This window comes from Streptomyces sp. NPDC006552 (assembly GCF_040611655.1).
Classification (GTDB): Bacteria; Actinomycetota; Actinomycetes; order Streptomycetales; family Streptomycetaceae; genus Streptomyces.
Genome location: NZ_JBEXOS010000004.1, coordinates 162,458 through 182,101 on the forward strand (window position 1 = coordinate 162,458; position 19,644 = coordinate 182,101).

The 19,644-nt window shown below is 69.1% G+C and carries 19 protein-coding genes; 10 read left to right on the plus strand and 9 right to left on the minus strand.

Annotated features, from left to right (window positions below; genetic code table 11):
* Positions 1-40 precede the first annotated feature (40 nt).
* The 5 genes from ABZY33_RS04280 to trxA all read left to right on the plus strand — a co-directional run bounded on the left by ABZY33_RS04280 (position 41) and on the right by trxA (position 4,981).
* Entirely contained in the window at positions 41-1,771 is a 1,731-nt protein-coding gene (locus ABZY33_RS04280; protein ID WP_356489914.1) for a serine/threonine protein kinase, read from the plus strand.
* Between the two features lie 31 nt (positions 1,772-1,802).
* A complete protein-coding gene (gene sigM / locus ABZY33_RS04285) occupies positions 1,803-2,516 on the plus strand; it encodes an RNA polymerase sigma factor SigM (RefSeq protein WP_356489915.1) in 714 nt (237 codons plus the stop codon).
* Positions 2,513-3,481: a hypothetical protein gene (locus tag ABZY33_RS04290; RefSeq protein WP_356489916.1), complete on the plus strand. Its 969-nt coding sequence runs from the start codon at positions 2,513-2,515 to the stop codon at positions 3,479-3,481. Before sigM ends, ABZY33_RS04290 begins: the two co-directional genes overlap by 4 nt.
* 142 nt (positions 3,482-3,623) lie before the next feature.
* Entirely contained in the window at positions 3,624-4,601 is a 978-nt protein-coding gene (trxB, locus tag ABZY33_RS04295) for a thioredoxin-disulfide reductase (protein ID WP_356489917.1), read from the plus strand.
* Positions 4,602-4,648: 47 nt separating this feature from the next.
* The gene (gene trxA / locus ABZY33_RS04300; RefSeq protein WP_356489918.1) at positions 4,649-4,981 is read left to right on the plus strand and encodes a thioredoxin; all 333 of its coding nucleotides are present in this window, start codon (positions 4,649-4,651) and stop codon (positions 4,979-4,981) included.
* A gap of 95 nt (positions 4,982-5,076) precedes the next feature.
* On the opposite strand, the gene ABZY33_RS04305 is transcribed toward trxA, so the two are convergent.
* From ABZY33_RS04305 to rpmH, 9 genes are all read right to left on the minus strand, one after another.
* The gene (locus ABZY33_RS04305) at positions 5,077-5,694 is read right to left on the minus strand and encodes a GNAT family N-acetyltransferase (RefSeq protein ID WP_356489919.1); all 618 of its coding nucleotides are present in this window, start codon (positions 5,692-5,694) and stop codon (positions 5,077-5,079) included.
* 303 nt (positions 5,695-5,997) lie between these two features.
* Positions 5,998-7,101: a ParB/RepB/Spo0J family partition protein gene (locus tag ABZY33_RS04310; protein ID WP_356489920.1), complete on the minus strand. Its 1,104-nt coding sequence runs from the start codon at positions 7,099-7,101 to the stop codon at positions 5,998-6,000.
* Entirely contained in the window at positions 7,098-8,174 is a 1,077-nt protein-coding gene (locus ABZY33_RS04315) for an AAA family ATPase (RefSeq protein ID WP_356489955.1), read from the minus strand. Before ABZY33_RS04315 ends, ABZY33_RS04310 begins: the two co-directional genes overlap by 4 nt.
* Before the next feature lie 329 nt (positions 8,175-8,503).
* The gene (rsmG, locus tag ABZY33_RS04320) at positions 8,504-9,220 is read right to left on the minus strand and encodes a 16S rRNA (guanine(527)-N(7))-methyltransferase RsmG (RefSeq protein WP_356489921.1); all 717 of its coding nucleotides are present in this window, start codon (positions 9,218-9,220) and stop codon (positions 8,504-8,506) included.
* 104 nt (positions 9,221-9,324) lie between these two features.
* Positions 9,325-9,837 (minus strand): R3H domain-containing nucleic acid-binding protein, encoded by a 513-nt coding sequence (locus ABZY33_RS04325; RefSeq protein WP_356489922.1) that lies wholly within the window; start codon positions 9,835-9,837, stop codon positions 9,325-9,327.
* 28 nt (positions 9,838-9,865) lie between these two features.
* A complete protein-coding gene (gene yidC / locus ABZY33_RS04330) occupies positions 9,866-11,161 on the minus strand; it encodes a membrane protein insertase YidC (protein ID WP_356489923.1) in 1,296 nt (431 codons plus the stop codon).
* Between the two features lie 8 nt (positions 11,162-11,169).
* Positions 11,170-11,520, minus strand: coding sequence for a membrane protein insertion efficiency factor YidD (gene yidD, locus ABZY33_RS04335; protein ID WP_356489924.1), 351 nt, complete (start codon positions 11,518-11,520; stop codon positions 11,170-11,172).
* Complete coding sequence (rnpA, locus tag ABZY33_RS04340; protein ID WP_356489925.1) at positions 11,517-11,888, minus strand: ribonuclease P protein component; 372 nt, start codon at positions 11,886-11,888, stop codon at positions 11,517-11,519. Before rnpA ends, yidD begins: the two co-directional genes overlap by 4 nt.
* A 20-nt stretch (positions 11,889-11,908) precedes the next feature.
* Entirely contained in the window at positions 11,909-12,046 is a 138-nt protein-coding gene (gene rpmH / locus ABZY33_RS04345; RefSeq protein ID WP_003967884.1) for a 50S ribosomal protein L34, read from the minus strand.
* Positions 12,047-12,451: 405 nt separating this feature from the next.
* Between rpmH and dnaA the strand changes: the two genes are divergently transcribed.
* The 5 genes from dnaA (at position 12,452) to ABZY33_RS04370 (ending at position 19,383) form a co-directional block, all read left to right on the plus strand.
* Positions 12,452-14,497 (plus strand): chromosomal replication initiator protein DnaA, encoded by a 2,046-nt coding sequence (dnaA, locus tag ABZY33_RS04350; protein WP_356489926.1) that lies wholly within the window; start codon positions 12,452-12,454, stop codon positions 14,495-14,497.
* Positions 14,498-15,397: 900 nt separating this feature from the next.
* A complete protein-coding gene (gene dnaN, locus ABZY33_RS04355; RefSeq protein WP_356489927.1) occupies positions 15,398-16,528 on the plus strand; it encodes a DNA polymerase III subunit beta in 1,131 nt (376 codons plus the stop codon).
* Positions 16,529-16,710: 182 nt separating this feature from the next.
* The gene (gene gnd, locus ABZY33_RS04360; RefSeq protein WP_356489928.1) at positions 16,711-17,586 is read left to right on the plus strand and encodes a phosphogluconate dehydrogenase (NAD(+)-dependent, decarboxylating); all 876 of its coding nucleotides are present in this window, start codon (positions 16,711-16,713) and stop codon (positions 17,584-17,586) included.
* A gap of 88 nt (positions 17,587-17,674) precedes the next feature.
* A complete protein-coding gene (gene recF / locus ABZY33_RS04365; protein ID WP_356489929.1) occupies positions 17,675-18,799 on the plus strand; it encodes a DNA replication/repair protein RecF in 1,125 nt (374 codons plus the stop codon).
* Between the two features lie 8 nt (positions 18,800-18,807).
* On the plus strand, positions 18,808-19,383 hold the full coding sequence (locus ABZY33_RS04370; protein ID WP_356489956.1) for a DUF721 domain-containing protein: 576 nt from the start codon (positions 18,808-18,810) through the stop codon (positions 19,381-19,383).
* Positions 19,384-19,644 lie beyond the last annotated feature (261 nt).

Consider the following 19,644-nt stretch of genomic DNA (forward strand, 5'->3'; position numbering starts at 1 on the left):
CGTCGGAGTGAGCGCAACGATTGGGGAGGCTGGAACGACGGTGGCGGAACGGAGCACGGCTGCCATCGACGTGGCCGACAACAGCGGTGACGATCCGTTGACCGCCAAGGCGGACAAGGCGGAGCAGGCCACGGACGGCGGGGCGGCCGAGGCCGGCGGGCGCGACACCACGACACGTGAGGAGTCCGCGGACATCGCGGAGACGGGGACTCATGTGAGCCCTCGCACGCCCTCAGCGCCCGAGCTGCACAGTGGCCACAAGCTCGCCAGGCGCTACCGGCTCGAAGAATGCGTCACTCGTCTGGACGGTTTCAGCAGCTGGCGTGCGGTCGACGAGAAGCTCCGCCGCGCCGTCGGCGTGCACCTGCTGCCGGCCGACCATCCGCGGGCCCGCTCGGTGCTGGCCGCGGCCCGTTCGTCGGCGCTGCTCGGCGACCCGCGCTTCGTCCAGGTCCTGGACGCGGTCGAGGAGAACGACCTGGTCTACGTCGTGCACGAGTGGCTGCCCGACGCCACCGAGCTGACGGCCCTGCTCGCGATCGGCTCCCTCGAGGCGCACGACGCCTACCAGATGGTCAGCCAGATCTCCTACGCGATGGCGGCCGCCCACCGCGAGGGCCTCGCGCACCTGCGGCTCACACCCAGCGCCGTGCTGCGCACCTCCACCGGGCAGTGGCGCATCCGCGGCCTCGCCGTGAACGCCGCCCTGCGCGGGATCACCTCCGAGACTCCCCAGCGCACCGACACCGAGGCGATCGGCGCCCTGCTGTACGCCGCGCTCACCCAGCGCTGGCCCTACGAGAACGACGCGTACGGCCTGTCCGGGCTGCCCAAGGGCGTCGGTCTCATCGCCCCCGACCAGGTGCGGGCCGGCGTCCACCGCGGTCTCGCGGAGCTCGCCATGCGCGCGCTCGCCAATGACGGGGCGACGGCGTCCCGCCAGGAGCCCCCGTGCACCACGTCGGAGGACCTGGTGAAGGCCATCGGCGAGATGCCGAAGATCCGGCCGCCGGAGCCCGCCTTCACCGCGCCGCCGGAGTACCAGCGGACGACCTACCAGCAGGGCTCGTACGGACGGGTCACCCCTCCCGGCCCCACCCAGCCCGTGCCGACCCCGCCGGCCCCGCTGCAGAGCCGCACCGGCAGGGCCCTCAAGTGGGCCGTCTCCGCCCTGCTGATCGCCGCGCTGGGCCTCGGCAGCTGGCAGCTCGCGGACGCCCTGATGAACCGCAGCAAGTCCGACGGCACGGAAGAGACGCACATCACGGATGGCGACGGCGGCGGCAAGGAGGACAAGAAGCCCGTCAAGCCGATCACCATCCAGGACGCCAGGGAGTACGTCGCCGAGGGCGACGCCCAGGCGCCGGGGGACGTCGCGCAGACCTATGACGACGACAGTTCGACCTTCTGGCGGACCAAGTCGTTCCTCGACGGCCCCGAGATGGTCATAAAGCCGGGCGTCGGCATCGTGTACGACCTCGGCTCAGCCAAGGACGTCTCCGCCGCCTCGATAGGGCTCCGGTACGGCGGTGACCACACCTCCGTCTCGCTCTACGCGGCGGACTCCCTCACCCCGGCCTCGGTCGACGGCCTGAAGCGCATCGGGGCCAAGACACGGACCACCACGGCCTCCGCCGGCATCAAGGCCGACAAGCCGGTCAATACGCGCTATGTGCTCGTCTGGCTGACTGCGCTGCCGCATGCGGGCAAGGATGGGTTCAGCAACGCCGGTTACAAGCAGGGCGTCACGGATGTGAAGTTCACCGGCTGAGGACGCGGGACACAGGGGAGGGGGTTCCACCGTGGACGACGCCTACGGCGAAGCGAGCGACCAGGACCTCCTCTCCCGCCATGTGGCGGGTGACAAGGACGCCTTCGCAGAGATCGTGCGGCGCCACCGCGACCGGCTGTGGGCCGTGGCCCTGAGGACTCTGGGCGACCGGGAGGAAGCCGCGGACGCGGTGCAGGACGCCCTGGTCTCCGCCTACCGCGCGGCGCACACCTTCCGCGGGCAGTCCGCCGTGACGACGTGGCTGCACCGCATCACCGTCAACGCGTGCCTGGACCGGGCCCGCAAGGCGGCCTCCCGCAAGACCTCACCGGTGGACGACGCCGACCGCCTGGACCAGCTCCTGGAGCCGCACGAGTCCGCCGAGGCCCCCGCCGAGCGCAACGACCTCCACCGCGAGCTGCTGGAGGCCCTGGGGTCGCTGCCGCCGGACCAGCAGGCAGCCCTCGTCCTCGTCGACATGCAGGGCTACCCCGTGGCGGAGGCCGCGCAGATACTCGACATCCCCGCCGGCACCGTCAAGAGCCGCTGCTCACGCGGCAGGGCCCGGCTCCTGCCGCTGCTGACCCACCTGCGGACCGGGGACGACAGCCAGGAAAAGGGCGAAACCGGCCCTGCCACAAGGAACCGGGAGCGCGGGACATCCGTCCCACCCGCAGCAGGGCCTCGGGACGAGGCAGGACCCAGTGATGCTGCTGCCGTGAAGGGCGGAGGTGGACGAGCGTGACATCGACGACCGACACGGCGGAGCACCCGGAGGTCGCGGAGATCTCCGACCTGGCCGAGGGTCTGCTGCCCGCGTCCCGTACGACCGACCTCCGGCGCCACCTCGACGGCTGTTCGCTGTGCGCCGACGTCTACGCCTCGCTGGAGGAGATCCGCGGTCTGCTCGGTACGGTGCCCGGTCCTCCGCGCATGCCCGAGGACATCGCCGGTCGCATCGACGCGGCCCTGGCGGCCGAGGCGCTCTTGGACAGCCTCGCCCCCGAGGCCGCCGCTGCCTCTGACGACTCCGCTCCCGGTCCCGGGGAAGCGGCCGCCGAGGAGGCGGCGCGTGAAACGAGCGATCCCGTTTCACGTGAAACATCGCTCGCCACCACCGCCTCCGATGCCGCCCCGCGTTCCCCGGAACGACCGTCGGGTCGCCCTCGGGGCGCCTCAGGCCCGGGACGCAAGAGGCGCGTCACACGACGGCGTACGAGCGCTGCCCTGGGGACGGTCCTGGCCGCGGCAGCCCTCGGTATCGGTGCGCTCCTCCTTCAGCAGGGCGGAGGCGATACCCCGACCGCGAAGCAGAGCGGAGCCCGGGACACCTTCGCTGAGGGGTCCCTGGACACGAAGGTCTCCGAGCTCCTCGGTACGGGGCCGCAGACCGTGGCTCCTGATTCGACGACCGGCAAACAGTCCTTCGGCACCCAGGACAGCGGCCCCAAGACGCCCCAGTCCGTCCCGATGCCGAAGCGAGCCACCACCGTCCCAGCCTGCGTCCAGCTCGGAACGCATCGCAATGAGGATCCCCTCGCGGCAGAGAAGGGCAGGTACGGAGGGAAGAGCGTCTACCTCGTCGTGCTGCCCCACGAGACCGACCCGGCACACCGGGTCACGGCCTTCATCGTGGACTCCGCCTGCACGAAGCAGGTCGCGTCCTCCGCGGGCGAGGTCCTGTACACCCACGACTACGACCGCGGCTGACGGGCGCCCGAACGGACTCACGGCGTGCGCCCGGACACGTCGGGAATGCGGGCCCCGTAGGATCCGTTGGGTGGGGTGAGAGTCGAGAGAAGAGGCTCCCCCGGCAGTACGCAGCAGTCCCGCAGAGACGAGGAATCAAGCCGTGAGCGACGTCCGTAACGTGATCATCATCGGCTCCGGGCCCGCCGGCTACACGGCGGCGCTCTACACCGCGCGCGCGTCGCTGAAGCCGCTTGTGTTCGAGGGCGCAGTCACCGCCGGTGGCGCCCTCATGAACACCACCGAGGTGGAGAACTTCCCCGGCTTCCAGGACGGCATCATGGGCCCCGAGCTCATGGACAACATGCGCGGCCAGGCCGAGCGTTTCGGCGCCGAGCTCGTCCCCGACGATGTCGTGGCCGTCGACCTGACCGGCGAGATCAAGACCGTGACGGACACCGCGGGCACCGTGCACCGTGCGAAGGCGGTCATCGTCACCACCGGGTCCCAGCACCGCAAGCTCGGTCTGCCGAACGAGGACGCGCTCTCCGGCCGCGGCGTCTCCTGGTGCGCGACGTGTGACGGGTTCTTCTTCAAGGACCAGGACATCGCCGTGATCGGTGGCGGCGACACCGCGATGGAGGAGGCGACCTTCCTCTCCCGCTTCGCCAAGTCCGTGACGATCGTGCACCGCCGCGACACCCTCCGCGCCTCCAAGGCGATGCAGGAGCGCGCCTTCGCCGACCCGAAGATCAAGTTCATCTGGGACAGCGAGATCGCAGAGATCAAGGGCGACCCGAAGCTCGCCGGACTGACACTGCGCAACCTCAAGACCGGCGAGACGTCCGAGCTGCCGGTGACGGGCCTGTTCATCGCGATCGGCCACGACCCGCGGACGGAGCTCTTCAAGGGCCAGCTCGACCTGGACGACGAGGGGTACCTGAAGGTGCAGGCGCCGTCGACGCGGACCAACCTCACCGGTGTCTTCGGCGCCGGTGACGTCGTGGACCACACCTACCGCCAGGCGATCACGGCGGCCGGGACCGGCTGCTCCGCCGCCCTGGACGCCGAGCGCTTCCTCGCCGCGCTCTCCGACGGTGAAGCGGCCGAGCCCGAGAAGACGCCGACCGCCAACGTCTGATCCCGAACCTCCCTCCCGCAACCCCCCAAGGAAATGAGGAGCCCGCTGTGGCCGGCAACCTGAAGAACGTGACGGACGCCTCCTTCGACGAGGACGTCCTGAAGAGCGACAAGCCCGTCCTGGTCGACTTCTGGGCGGCCTGGTGCGGCCCGTGCCGCCAGATCGCGCCGTCGCTCGAGGCCATCTCGGCCGAGTACGGCGACAAGATCGAGGTCGTCAAGCTGAACATCGACGAGAACCCGGGTATCGCCGCCAAGTACGGCGTCATGTCGATCCCGACCCTGAACGTCTACCAGGGTGGCGAGGTCGCCAAGACCATCGTCGGTGCCAAGCCCAAGGCCGCCATCGTGCGGGACCTCGCGGACTTCATCGCCGAATAGTGCGCGACGCCGCCGTCCTATGACGGCAGCGATGTTTCACGTGAAACACGAAGGGCCGACCCGGCTGGGTCGGCCCTTCAGTGTTTCTCAGGTCCCTAGAGCGGGCGCAGCGCCGGCTCCTTCTGCACGGCTCCCAACAGCCGGTCCAACGCCATCTCGACATCCTCTTTCCAGGAGAGCGTCGTCCGCAGATCCAAGCGCAGCCGCGGATACGAGGGATGCGGTCGGACGGTCTTGAAGCCGACGGCCAGCAGGTGGTCCGCCGGAAGCAGGCAGGCGGGCTCTTTCCATTGCGCGTCGCCGAATGCCTCGATCGCCTTGAAGCCGCGGCGTAGCAGATCCTTGGCGACGGTCTGCACGATGACGCGGCCCAGTCCCTGGCCCTGATAAGCCGGCAGGATGAAGGCAGTCATCAACTGGACGGCGTCGGGGGAGACGGGGCTGGTGGGGAACGCCGTGGCCCGAGGGACGTACGCGGGCGGGGCATAGAGCACATAGCCGACCGGAACGTCATCGACGTAGACGACGCGGCCGCAGGACCCCCACTCCAAGAGGACGGCGGAGATCCACGCCTCCTTCTCCAGCTCCGGTGTGCCCGCTCTTACCGCGGCCTGACCGCTGACCGGGTCCAGCTCCCAGAAGACACACGACCGGCAGCGCTTGGGAAGGTCCGGAAGGTTGTCCAGCGTGAGCGGTACGAGCCGACGCCCCATGAAGGCAGATCCTCGCTTCCTCCACCCGCGGCGAGGCGGGCGGCTGTCAGAGCGCCCCGTTCCCTGAGCAGGCTGCCGACGAATCCGCCGACCGCGCCGAGTCCCAGACCTGCGGTCATCAGTCCGGTGCGACTCACCGATCGCATGACCCCGCCTCCCCTTACGGTGCTGTCAGGTGACTGCGCTCTTCTCGCATCGCATCGTAACCACGATGCGATTCCATCGATACCGTAGGAAAGCAAAGAGCGGGTCGTGTTCCGGTACACACCGGACACGACCCGCTCCCTGCTCGCTTATGGACGGTCAGTCCTGTTCGTCACTCTCGCCGGCCTCGGAGAGACCGTTCTGCAGGACCGGCCCTTCGCCCGGGGCGAGCGTGCCGAGGATGCGCTCCAGATCGTCCATCGACGCGAACTCGACGACGATCTTGCCCTTCTTCTGGCCCAGATCGACCTTCACCCGCGTCTCGAACCGGTCCGAGAGCCGCGTGGCCAGGACGTTCAGCGCCGGAGAGACCCGTCCTCCGGCCCGGGGCCCCTTCGCCCGTGCGGTGCTCGTGGGCCGCGATCCCATCAGGGTCACGATCTCCTCGACCGCACGCACCGAGAGCCCCTCGGCGACGATGCGGTGGGCCAGCCGGTCCTGCTCCTCCGAGTCGTCGACGGAGAGCAGCGCCCGGGCATGGCCGGCGGAGAGGACCCCGGCGGCGACCCGGCGCTGTACGGCCGGCGACAGCTTCAGCAGACGCAGCGTGTTGGAGACCTGCGGGCGGGACCGGCCGATGCGGTCGGCCAGCTGATCGTGCGTGCAGTTGAAGTCCTTGAGCAGCTGGTCGTAGGCGGCAGCCTCCTCCAGCGGGTTCAGCTGCGCACGGTGCAGGTTCTCCAGGAGCGCGTCCAGGAGAAGCTTCTCGTCGTCCGTGGCGCGCACGATGGCCGGGATACGCTCCAGCCCCGCCTCACGGCAGGCCCGCCAGCGACGCTCACCCATGATGAGCTCATACCGGCCCGGCCCCACCTGCCGGACGACGACCGGCTGCAGCAGGCCGACTTCCTTGATGGACGTGATGAGCTCGGCGAGCGCGTCCTCGTCGAACACATCGCGCGGCTGGCGCGGGTTGGGCGTGATGGAGTCGAGCGGCAGCTCGGCGAAGTACGCACCGGCGGAAGCATCGAAGCTGTCCGCCGCACTGCCGGTCGGCTCTTCCGGCTCTCGGGACACCTGCGCGGGCGGCAGGGACGCCACCTTGGCCGCCGCCACGCCGCGCTCCGCTGTCAGTACCGGCACAGCCGCAGGGGAAGCCGAAGCTCCGGTGGCCGCGCTGGCCGGCGCCGCCTTCTCCGGCGTGGGGGCAGCCGGGATCAGCGCGCCGAGACCACGGCCCAGTCCCCTCCGTCGATCGCTCACTGAATACCCTCCGGCGTGCTCTGCTGGTCAAGTGGTGTGCCCGCGTGTGCGTGCTGGGCGTCGTAGTGGATCCCGACCCCGCGCAGCGCCATCTCCCGCGCCGCTTCGAGGTAGGAGAGCGCACCGCTCGACCCGGGATCGTAGGTCAGCACCGTCTGCCCGTAGCTCGGTGCCTCCGAGATGCGGACCGAACGGGGGATGCTCGTCCGCAGGACCTCGTCGCCGAAGTGGCTGCGGACCTCGTCGGCGACCTGGGACGCCAGCCGTGTGCGTCCGTCGTACATCGTCAGCAGGATCGTGGAGACGTGGAGCGTGGGATTGAGATGGCCCCGCACGAGATCCACGTTACGCAGCAGCTGGCCGAGCCCCTCCAGCGCGTAGTACTCGCACTGGATCGGGATGAGTACCTCGGCACCGGCGACCAGAGCATTGACGGTCAGCAGGCCCAGGGACGGCGGACAGTCGATGAGGATGTAGTCCAGCGGCTGCTCATACGCCTGGATGGCCCGCTGGAGGCGGCTCTCCCGTGCCACCAGCGAGACCAGTTCGATCTCCGCACCGGCAAGGTCGATGGTGGCCGGAGCGCAGAACAGGCCCTCGACGTCGGTGACGGGCTGGACCACTTCCGAGAGCGGTCTGCTCTCCACCAACACGTCGTAGATGGACGGCACGTCCGCGTGGTGGTCGATACCCAGAGCCGTGGAGGCGTTGCCCTGCGGGTCCAGGTCGACCACCAGGACGCGCGCACCATGCAGCGCGAGTGAGGCAGCAAGGTTGACCGTCGTCGTCGTCTTGCCGACGCCGCCCTTCTGGTTGGCCACCACCATGACGCGGGTCTGCTCGGGGCGTGGCAGGCCTTCGCCTGCACGGCCAAGAGCTTCTACTGCCAGTTGGGCAGCGCGACCGATGGGTGTGTCGTCCATCGGGGGCGGCGTTTCACGTGAAACATCCTCCCCCACCGACTCGGTGCGGGGACCGGGGACCGGATCGGTCATCGGTCCCGCGATGTTGGCGTCGGACCGCAAGGATTCACTCTCCTCGACTTCAGGCTCGCAATGAACAGAGCCTCCCATGCCGTCGGGGTCGAGAACCAGCGAGGCCCGGTCTTCTGTGGACGAATCCCCTTCTGTGGACAACTCCGTGCCCGAACCGAGGGATCCGAGAGGTCTACGGTCGCGGGGAGCGGCCGCATCGCGGCCGCGACTGATGATGCCATGCAGCAGTGAGCGACGTTTCACGTGAAACACGATGCACGGCAGCCCGGCACACACCGGAGCGACACCCCGACATGCATACGTTTGACAGCTTTTGTGGAGTACGACTGGCCCGCAGGACGGACCAGCCATACGCGTCAGGACATCGGCTCAGCGAGCAACACCGCGCCAGGGCATCGGTCCGATGATCAACGCCGGCGGCGAGTACGACCCGTCCGGGCCGCCTTGGCGCGCTTGGCGGCGAACCGCACACCGCCCGGGCTCTCGCCCACCTCCACCCGCACCACCGTGGAGAGCGGATCGACCACGCCTTCCCCGACGTGCAGGACCGAGGTCCCCACCGCACCGAGCTTGCTCAGTGCGGCGCCCGCGCCCTTGAGCTCCTCCTCGGCCGTGTCGCCCTTGAGCGCCAGCATCTCGCCGTACGGGCGCAGCAGAGGCACGCCCCATGCGGCGAGCCGGTCCAGCGGCGCCACCGCGCGGGCCGTCACGACATGGACGGGCGTCAGCTTGCCGAGCACCTCCTCGGCGCGACCACGGACCACCGTCACATGGTCGAGCCCGAGCAGCTCGACCACCTCGGTCAGGAACGTCGTACGGCGCAGCAGCGGCTCGAGAAGCGTGATCTTGAGGTCGGGACGAACCAGGGCCAGCGGGATACCCGGCAGCCCCGCGCCGGAACCCACATCGCAGACCGTGGTGGCCTCGGGGACCACCTCGGAGAGCACCGCGCAGTTGAGAATGTGCCGCTCCCACAGGCGCGGCACCTCGCGGGGCCCGATGAGACCGCGCTGCACCCCCGCGTCGGCGAGCAGCTCCGCGTACCGGACGGCGTCCGTAAAGCGCTCGCCGAATACCGTCCGGGCCTGCTCCGGAGCCGGGGGGAGTTCTGCTGCCTCCGTCACGGGGACCGTCCTTCCGTACCGCATTACCGCTGGGTGGCTGACTTACAGGCTGACAAAGACCGGCCCCGCCTGCGAACAGACGGGGCCGGGAAGCGACGTACCGATCAGGCGGGAAGCACGACGACGAAGCGCTGCGGCTCCTCGCCCTCGGACTCGCTGCGCAGGCCGGCGCTCTTGACGGCGTCGTGCACGACCTTGCGCTCGAACGGCGTCATCGGCTGCATCTTGACCGGCTCACCGGTGCTCTTCACCTCGTCCGCGGCCTTGGCGCCCTGCTCGGTGAGCTCAGCGCGCTTCTGGGCGCGGTATCCGTCGATGTCCAGCATCAGACGGCTGCGGTCGCCGGTCTCGCGGTGCACGGCGAGGCGGGTCAGCTCCTGGAGGGCCTCGAGGACCTCTCCGTCGCGGCCGACCAGCTTCTGCAGATCGCGGCCATCGGCGTCGCTGACGATGGAGACGGCGGCACGGTCGGCCTCGACGTCCATGTCGATGTCACCGTCGAGGTCGGCGATGTCCAGCAGACCCTCGAGGTAGTCCGCAGCGATCTCACCCTCCTGCTCGAGGCGGGTCAGGGTGTCGCCGGCCTCAGGAGCGGCGGAGGTGGTGCCTTCCGTCACGGGATGGACTCCTTCTTAACGTCGAGGGTTACTTCTTGGACGAGGACTTGGAGCGCTGCTGGCCCTTGCGCTGGCCGGACTTGGCCTTGCTGCGGCCGTTCGACGCCGTGGACGTCGAGCCACCGGCCGGCTTGGCACCGGTCTGCGGAGCGGCGTCCTTCTTCTCCAGCGAGGGCTTCGCCGACGCGGCGGGCTCGTGCTTGGCGCCGGGTGCGGTGCCGACGGCCGTCTGCCGCTGCGACTTGGACTGCCGCTTCGGCTGCTGGCGCTTCGCGCCGCCGGCGGCCGTACCGTCCTCGTCCAGGACCTCGGTGGCGGCGGAGCTCTTCACCACGGTCCCGTCGGCCTGCGCGGCGAGTCCGGCCTTGCTCAGGCCGTTGATGAACTTGCGCTCGTACTCGTTGCGGTCGCGGCCCTTGGCGACGATGCCCTTGACGATGGTGCGCTCACGCTTGGTGCGCGTGGCGCTGTGCGTGATGACGTGCTTCTGCAGGCCCCCGAGCATCTTCTCCTGGGCCTTGCTGCCCGGCGTGGGGTTCCTGGTGATCACGGTCATCTGCTGGCCCATGGTCCACACGTTGGTGGTCAGCCAGTAGACGAGGACACCGACGGGGAAGTTGATACCCATGAACAGGAAGATCAGGGGGAAGACGTACATCAGCATCTTCTGCTGCTGCATGAACGGCGTCTTCACCGTGAGGTCGACGTTGCGGGTCATCAGCTGACGCTGCGTGAAGAACTGCGACGCGGACATCAGGACGATCATGATCGCGGTGACCACGCGAACGTCGGTCAGCGAGGCGCCCATCTTGGCGAGCTCGCTGGCGCTGTCCGTGAACTTGGCGGCCAGCGGGGCACCGAAGATGTGTGCCTTCTGGGCGCTGTCGAGCAGCGACTGGTCGATGACGCCGATCTTCTTGTTGTCGGCGATGCCCGAGAGCGTGTGGTAGAGCGCGAAGAAGAACGGCGACTGCACGAGGATGGGAAGGCACGAGGAGAGCGGGTTGGTGCCCGTCTCCTTGTACAGCTTCATCATCTCTTCGGACTGGCGCTGCTTGTCGTTCTTGTAGCGCTCCTGGATCGCCTTCATCTGCGGCTGGAGCAGCTGCATGTTCCGGGTCGCCTTGATCTGCTTCACGAAGAGCGGGATCAGGCAGATCCGGATCAGCACCACCAGGGACACGATCGACAGACCCCAGGCCCACCCGGTGTCAGGGCCGAAGACGGCTCCGAAGACCTTGTGGAACTGGACGATGACCCAGGACACCGGGGTCGTGAGAAACGCGAAGACACCGGAAATCGCGTTGACGATATCGGAAATCATGTCCCTGATCAGGCTCCTTGGGCATTGGGCGAAGTCGCTGCGGACGGACCGTCCTGGGCAGAGGGGCTGTCGCCCTCAACGACGGGGGTCGCTTTCTTGTCCCCGCGCAAGGCGTCGCGGAGCATCTCGTGCCAGCGCGGACGCTTGCGTGGTGGAACGTGGTCGACACCGCCGGACGACCATGGATTGCACCGGAGGATGCGCCAGGCGGTGAGGGCTGTTCCCTTGATCGCACCGTGCCGGTCGATTGCGGTGAAGCCGTAGTGGGAACACGACGGGTAGTACTTGCACACCGGACCGAGCAGCGGGCTGAGGGTCCACTGGTAGATCTTGATCAAAGCGAGCAGTGGGTACTTCATCGCGCGCCCCCTCCCAGCAGCCGCTGCAGGGCGGCGTCCAGGTCTCGGGCCAGCTGTGCGTGGGTCGCGTCACCCGCTCCGGGCAACGCGCGTACGACTACCAGGCTACCTGGGGGCAACAAGGCCATTCGGTCTCGCATGAGGTGGCGGAGTCTGCGCTTGACCGTGTTCCGTACGACGGCTACGCCCACGGCTTTGCTCACGACGAAACCCGCACGCGATGGGGAAACGCTCTCCCCCAGCGCGTGCGGGTCCGTGGAACCGCTGCGTAGATGGACGACGAGGAGCGGGCGGCCGGCCCGGCGTCCTCGGCGTACCGCGGTCGCGAAGTCCTCGCGCCGCCTCAGCCGATGCTCGGTAGGCAGCACGTCATGACCTGATTACGTGATCAGGCGGACAGGCTGCTGCGACCCTTGCCACGGCGGTTGGCGAGGATCGCACGACCGGCGCGGGTCCGCATGCGAAGGCGGAAACCGTGGGTCTTGGCGCGACGACGGTTGTTCGGCTGGAAGGTGCGCTTGCTCACTCGGGGGCTCCAGAAAATCGTGTGGTGGCGGGACATCGCCTGGCTGTCACCGTGCGCCCACGAGTAGCTCGCAATACGCCCGAGTGCACCGCTATACGGCTCTCGGAAAGAGAGACCGTGTTCTTGCCCATCGGAGGCAGGCGGCAGCAGCCATCGACAACTCGACCTGGTCACGGTACGCGCGGCTACGCCATTCGGTCAAACCGGCTTCGCGCGCGAGACACTGTCCACAGGCTGGGGACAACAACTTGAACCGCAGCGGTCGCGCTGACTACCGTGGCCGAACTCCGATTCGTTCCCCTTCTCACCGGCCCACCCGTTTTTCTTCCCGACCCGGCTTCGAGCCTCCCACCCAACCCGTCCCAGGAATCACACGTTCGTGGGACCAGCGAGAGAGCGTGCCCTGTGGCTGACGTACCTGCCGATCTTGCCGCAGTGTGGCCACAAGTTCTGGAGAAACTCCTCGGTGAGGGTCGCGGGCAGGGTGTCGAGACGAAGGACGAGCACTGGATCCGGCGCAGCCAGCCCCTGGCGCTGGTCGCCGACACCGCTCTTCTCGCGGTCCCGAACGAATTCGCGAAGGGCGTACTCGAAGGCCGGCTGGCTCCCGTCGTCAGCGACACGCTGAGCCGCGAGTGCGGCCGGCCCATCCGCATCGCGATCACGGTCGACGACACCGTCGGCGAGGCGCCTGTGCCCTCGGCGCCCCCGGCCCAGCAGCACCGCTACGAGGACACCGAGCCGCCCGCCGGCCCCGGCCAGCCCCGTGACGGCTACGAGGGCCGCGACAGCTACGACGGTTACGAGCGGCGCGGCCCGGAGGAGCACGGCCAGAGCCCGCGCGGCGAGCAGCAGCAGGGCCAGCGGCCCGACCAGCTCCCGACCGCCCGTCCCGCCTACCCCGACTACCAGCGCCCCGAGCCCGGCGCCTGGCCCCGGCCGCAGCAGGACGAGTACGGCTGGCAGCAGCAGCGGCTCGGTTTCCCCGAGCGCGACCCCTACGCCTCGCCTCCGCAGCAGCCGCAGCACGACTACCGGCCGCAAGAACGCTCGCCCTACGAGCAGAAGCCGTACGAGTCCGAACGCGGCCGCTACAACCAGCAGCCGGAACGCTCCCCTTACGAGCAGAAGCAAGGGGAGCGCTCCTCTTATGAAGACCGCTCCTCCTATGAGGAACGGTCGCCCTACGAAGATCGCTCGCCCTATAACGACCGGTCTTCTTATGAAGAGCGTGGTTCCTACGACTCACCGCGCGAGCGCCAGCAGCGGCGTGACACGGGCGAGGGGCCGAGGGGCGGCGGACGGCACGGCCAGGACGGCGGCCCCGGCGGGCCCGGTCCTGGTGGCCGCGGGGTGCCCACGGGCGCTCCCGGGCCGCTGGCCGCCCAGCCGGCGCCCGCGGCGGGCCCCGGCGAGCCGACCGCCCGTCTGAACCCCAAGTACCTCTTCGACACCTTCGTCATCGGTGCCTCGAACCGGTTCGCGCACGCGGCCGCCGTCGCCGTCGCCGAAGCACCGGCCAAGGCGTACAACCCGCTGTTCATCTACGGGGAGTCGGGGCTCGGCAAGACGCACCTGCTGCACGCGATCGGGCACTACGCCCGCAGCCTCTACCCCGGCACGCGCGTGCGGTACGTGAGCTCCGAGGAGTTCACCAACGAGTTCATCAACTCCATCCGCGACGGCAAGGGCGACAGCTTCCGCAAGCGCTACCGCGAGATGGACATCCTTCTCGTCGACGACATCCAGTTCCTCGCGGACAAGGAGTCGACGCAGGAGGAGTTCTTCCACACCTTCAACACCCTCCACAACGCCAACAAACAGATCGTGCTCTCCAGCGACCGGCCGCCCAAGCAGCTGGTGACCCTGGAGGACCGGCTGCGCAACCGGTTCGAGTGGGGTCTGATCACGGACGTCCAGCCGCCCGAGCTGGAGACCCGTATCGCGATCCTTCGTAAGAAGGCGGTGCAGGAGCAGCTCAACGCGCCGCCCGAGGTACTCGAGTTCATCGCGTCCCGCATCTCGCGCAACATCCGTGAGCTGGAAGGGGCGTTGATCCGGGTCACGGCCTTCGCGTCGCTCAACCGGCAGCCGGTGGACCTGGGGCTCACGGAGATCGTCCTCAAGGACCTGATCCCCGGTGGCGAGAACGCCTCCCCGGAGATCACGGCCCCCGCCATCATGGCGGCGACGGCCGACTACTTCGGTCTGACCGTGGAGGACCTCTGCGGATCCTCCCGCAGCCGCGTCCTGGTGACGGCCCGCCAGATCGCCATGTACCTGTGCCGGGAGCTGACCGACCTCTCGCTGCCCAAGATCGGCGCCCAGTTCGGCGGTCGCGACCACACCACGGTGATGCACGCGGACCGCAAGATCCGGGCTCTGATGGCCGAGCGGCGATCGATCTACAACCAGGTCACCGAGCTCACCAACCGCATCAAGAACGGCTGACAGCAGCCGGCCACGTCCCTGTAGGGCGCTTCGGGAGCGACTCCTGGGGCGCCCTTCTTCGTATGTGCGCACGCTCGGTCCGCTGATCCGTGTGACTCCGCGTGCCACCGGTGTTCGATTCCGAGGCCGGTTACGGGTCTTCTCCACAGATGTGCCGGGTTTCTTCGCTCCACAGCCTGGGGACCGCGAAGTTGTCCAGACTGCGTCCACAGCGGCGGCCGACCGAGACGCATCGCACCAGGTCAGACGGGTGTGGATTCGTGGACAAAAGATCTCCACAGCCTGTGGACAAAGATTTCCTCCACAGCCTGTGCGCGGCGTTGTCCACCGTCGCCCCACAGGATGTCAGCTGTTGTACACAGCGATCAGGCGCTTCTCCACACCGCTGTCCACTGTTCGGCAACCCGGCGCGCCTCATCACCTCGGCGAGTGAAAGGCGTCACACCAAGGGGGTCGGTTGGCCTGTGGGGAACCGGGGTAAAGCTGGGGACGACGCTGGGGAGAAGTGGGTCCCGCCTGTGCATCGAATGTGCAGAACTTTTCGCCGTCCACAGAAGAAGGCGGTTGTCCACGGGCTCGGCCCACAGGCGCGGTGGACAAAAAACCGCCTCTGACCTGCGAACTAGAGGTTATCCACGGTTTCCACAGCCCCTACTACTACTCCCAACTAGAGAGAGCTGGGAATCCGTTTCGAAGTGGGGGCTGTGCACAACTTGCTCCCGGCACCTCGGCTGCCGCTCGGAGCGACTTGACCCCGACAGGCACCGACTGTCAGTGCGGTGCGTCAGACTGGTCCCCGGTGTTCTCCCCATCGGTGGGACGAGCGACACCACGTCTGACGACGAGACCGATGACCACGCAGGGCGAGAGCAGCCAGCAACACGCAGGAGGCGGCTTACGGTGAAGATCCGGGTTGAACGCGACGTACTCGCGGAGGCAGTGGCCTGGGCGGCGCGCAGCCTCCCGGCGCGACCGCCAGCGCCTGTCCTCGCGGGCCTTCTGTTGAAGGCCGAGGAGGGCGCACTCAGCCTGTCGAGCTTCGACTACGAGGTCTCGGCACGCGTCTCTGTGGACGCGGAGATCGACGAAGAAGGCACGGTCCTCGTTTCCGGCCGCCTTCTCGCCGACATCTGCCGCGCTCTGCCCAACCGTCCGGTGGAGATCTCCACAGACGGTGTACGAGCGACCGTGGTCTGCGGCTCCTCGCGCTTCACCCTCCACACCCTCCCTGTGGAGGAGTACCCGGCCCTGCCGCAGATGCCGACCGCGACGGGCACCGTCCCCGGTGAGGTCTTCGCCTCGGCCGCCCAGCAGGTGGCCATCGCGGCCGGCCGCGACGACACGCTGCCCGTCCTCACCGGTGTGCGCATCGAGATCGAGGGCGACACGGTCACGCTGGCCTCCACCGACCGCTACCGCTTCGCCGTCCGCGAGTTCCTGTGGAAGCCGGAGGACCCGGAGGCCTCCGCGGTCGCCCTGGTGCCCGCCAAGACGCTCCTGGACACCGCCAAGGCCCTCACGAGCGGCGACACGGTCACCCTGGCCCTGTCCGGCTCGGGTGCGGGCGAGGGTCTCATCGGTTTCGAGGGCGCCGGACGCCGCACCACCACGCGGCTCCTCGAAGGCGACCTGCCGAAGTACCGCACGCTGTTCCCGACGGAGTTCAACTCCGTGGCCGTCATCGAGACCGCCCCCTTCGTGGAGGCCGTCAAGCGTGTGGCCCTGGTCGCCGAGCGCAACACTCCGGTGCGGCTCAGCTTCGAGCAGGGTGTGCTCATCCTGGAGGCCGGCTCCAGCGACGACGCACAGGCTGTGGAAAGGGTCGACGCGAACCTGGAGGGTGACGACATCTCGATCGCCTTCAACCCGACGTTCCTGCTGGACGGCCTGTCCGCGATCGACTCCCCGGTCGCCCAGCTGTCGTTCACGACGTCCACCAAGCCCGCGCTGCTCAGCGGCCGGCCGGCCGTGGACGCGGAGGCGGACGACGCGTACAAGTACCTGATCATGCCGGTGCGGCTGTCGGGCTGAGTGAGCCGCAGGACCGGGTCGCCCGGGCGCGAGGGCGAGCCGGTCCACAGGGTGTGCGTGAGCCGCCCCCGCCCGGAAGGCGTGGGGGTAACCACCGGATTAGGCTCGGACACCGGTACGAACGCACGGCCACGTGTCGTCACGTGCCCCTCCACGCCCTGTCGCAACGTAAGGAAACACTGATGGAGCTCGGTCTCGTCGGCCTCGGCAAGATGGGCGGCAACATGCGCGAGCGCATCCGCCGCGCCGGCCACACCGTCATCGGCTACGACCGCAACCCGGACCTCGCGGATGTCCACAGCCTTCAGGAGCTTGTGGGCAACCTGAAGGGCCCGCGCGTGGTGTGGGTGATGGTCCCCGCGGGCGCCGCCACGCAGTCCACCATCGACGAGCTGGCCGAGCACCTGGAGCCCGGTGACGTCGTCGTCGACGGTGGCAATTCGCGCTGGACGGACGACGAGAAGCACGCGGCGGAGCTGGCGGCCAAGGGCATCGGCTTCGTCGACTGCGGCGTCTCCGGCGGCGTCTGGGGCCTGGAGAACGGCTACGCGCTCATGTACGGCGGCACGGCCGAGGACGTGGCGAAGGTCCAGCCGGTCTTCGACGCCCTGAAGCCCGCGGGCGACTTCGGTTCCGTGCACGCAGGCAAGGTCGGCGCCGGCCACTTCGCCAAGATGGTCCACAACGGCATCGAGTACGCCATGATGCAGGCCTACGCCGAGGGCTGGGAGCTGCTCGAGGCCGTGGACTCGGTGACGGACGTGCGCGAGGTCTTCCGGTCCTGGCAAGAGGGCACGGTCATCCGCTCCTGGCTCCTCGACCTGGCGGTCAACGCCCTCGACGAGGACGAGCACCTGCACAAGCTGCGCGGGTACGCCCAGGACTCCGGTGAGGGCCGCTGGACCGTGGAAGCGGCCATCGACAACGCCGTCCCGCTGCCGGCGATCACCGCGTCGCTCTTCGCGCGCTTCGCCTCCCGGCAGGACGACTCGCCGCAGATGAAGATGATCGCCGCGCTGCGCAACCAGTTCGGCGGCCACGCCGTCGAGAAGGCGTGACCGCATCCGCGCCACGCGCTCGAACGCACTGAATCCACACGCTGATCCACAGCGGTAGACGAATCCTGGGGGAGGTCGGCCCACGACCATGCACGTCACGCATCTGTCGCTGGCCGACTTCCGCTCGTACGCCCGGGCCGAGGTCGCCCTCGACCCGGGCGTCACCGCGTTCGTGGGCCCGAACGGGCAGGGCAAGACCAACCTCGTCGAGGCCGTCGGCTATCTCGCCAGCCTGGGCAGCCACCGCGTCTCCTCCGACGCCCCACTCGTGCGGATGGGCGCCGAGCGGGCCGTCATCCGGGCCCAGGTGCGCCAGGGCGAGCGCCAGCAGCTCATCGAGCTGGAGCTGAACCCGGGCAAGGCCAACCGCGCGCGCATCAACAGGTCCTCGCAGGTCAAGCCGCGTGACGTACTGGGCATCGTGCGGACCGTGCTGTTCGCGCCGGAGGACCTCGCGCTGATCAAGGGCGACCCCGGCGAGCGCCGCCGCTTCCTCGACGAGCTGATCACCGCCCGCGCGCCGCGCATGGCCGGCGTCCGGTCCGACTACGACCGGGTCCTGAAGCAGCGCAACACGCTCCTGAAGTCCGCGGCGCTCGCCCGGCGCCACGGCGGCCGCACCATGGACCTGTCCACGCTCGACGTGTGGGACCAGCACCTCGCGCGCGCGGGTGCGGAGCTGCTCGCCCAGCGGCTCGACCTGATCGCGGCGCTGCAGCCGCTGGCCGACAAGGCGTACGAACAGCTGGCCCCCGGCGGCGGGCCGATCGCCCTCGACTACAAGCCGTCCTCGCCGGAGATCGTCGGGCACGCGCGCGAGGAGCTCTACGAGCAGATTCTCGCCGCCCTTGAAGGCGCGCGGAAGCAGGAGATCGAGCGCGGGGTCACCCTGGTGGGGCCGCACCGCGACGAGATGCTGCTCAGGCTCGGGCAGATGCCGGCCAAGGGGTACGCGAGCCACGGCGAGTCCTGGTCGTACGCACTGGCGCTGCGCCTGGCCTCGTACGACCTGCTGAAGGCCGAGGGGAACGAGCCCGTGCTCGTCCTGGACGACGTCTTCGCCGAGCTGGACGCGCGCCGCAGGGAGCGGCTGGCGGAGCTCGTGGCGCCCGGGGAGCAGGTCCTGGTGACGGCGGCGGTCGACGACGACGTACCTGGTGTGCTGGCCGGTACGCGGTTCGTCGTCTCCGAGGGGACGGTGGAGCGGCTGTGAGCGAGAGCGTGCCGGGTGCAGAGGGTGCGGGAGCGGGCCGAACCGGGGCTTCCGGCGACCCGCGCGAACCGGCGGCGGTCCCCGAGCCTTCCGGTGTCGATCTCGCCCGCGTCGCCCTCCGTGCGGCGAAAGAGGCCGCACGCGCGCGTGGAGCCGCGGCGCAGCAGAAGAAGCACGTTCGGCGCGGCGGCGGACTGCGGTCCGGGGCCCGTGCCGACGGACGCGATCCGATGGGGCTCGGCCCGGCCATCAACCGGCTGATCACCGAGCGCGGCTGGGAGACGCCGGCCGCGGTCGGCGGCGTCATGGGCCGCTGGCCGGAGATCGTCGGCGAGGAACTGGCCCGGCACTGTGTCCCGCAGCGGTACGACGAGGACGAGCGTGTCCTGGTCGTGCAGTGCGATTCGACGGCCTGGGCGACCCAGGTGCGGATGCTGGCCGCGCAGCTCGTCAAGCGCCTCAACGAGGACCTCGGGCACGGCACGGTCCAACGGATCGACATCAAGAACCCCGGGGGTGGCCCCCGCCGCTACGGCCCCTTGCGCGCCCCCGGAAGCACAGGTCACGACGACACCTTCGGGTGAGACCGCGGCCACGGTTGCGGGGGGTTGACACCTCGAAGCGCTGAGTGCCGCTGTGAGCCTCTTGGAGCCCCGCTCCGCATATGGGGAGTCGGCCGAGACCGGTTGAGGGCGGCACATGCGGACTCAGGTACCGCCAAACCCCCATCACTGTCGGCGCTACCGGTAGACTGGGGGCTAATCCCGCCCCACTTGTGGGACGCACCGAGCAACGCTGACTAGGGCTTACCGAACCAACACGCCGCAGCCGCACCGGCCACCAAC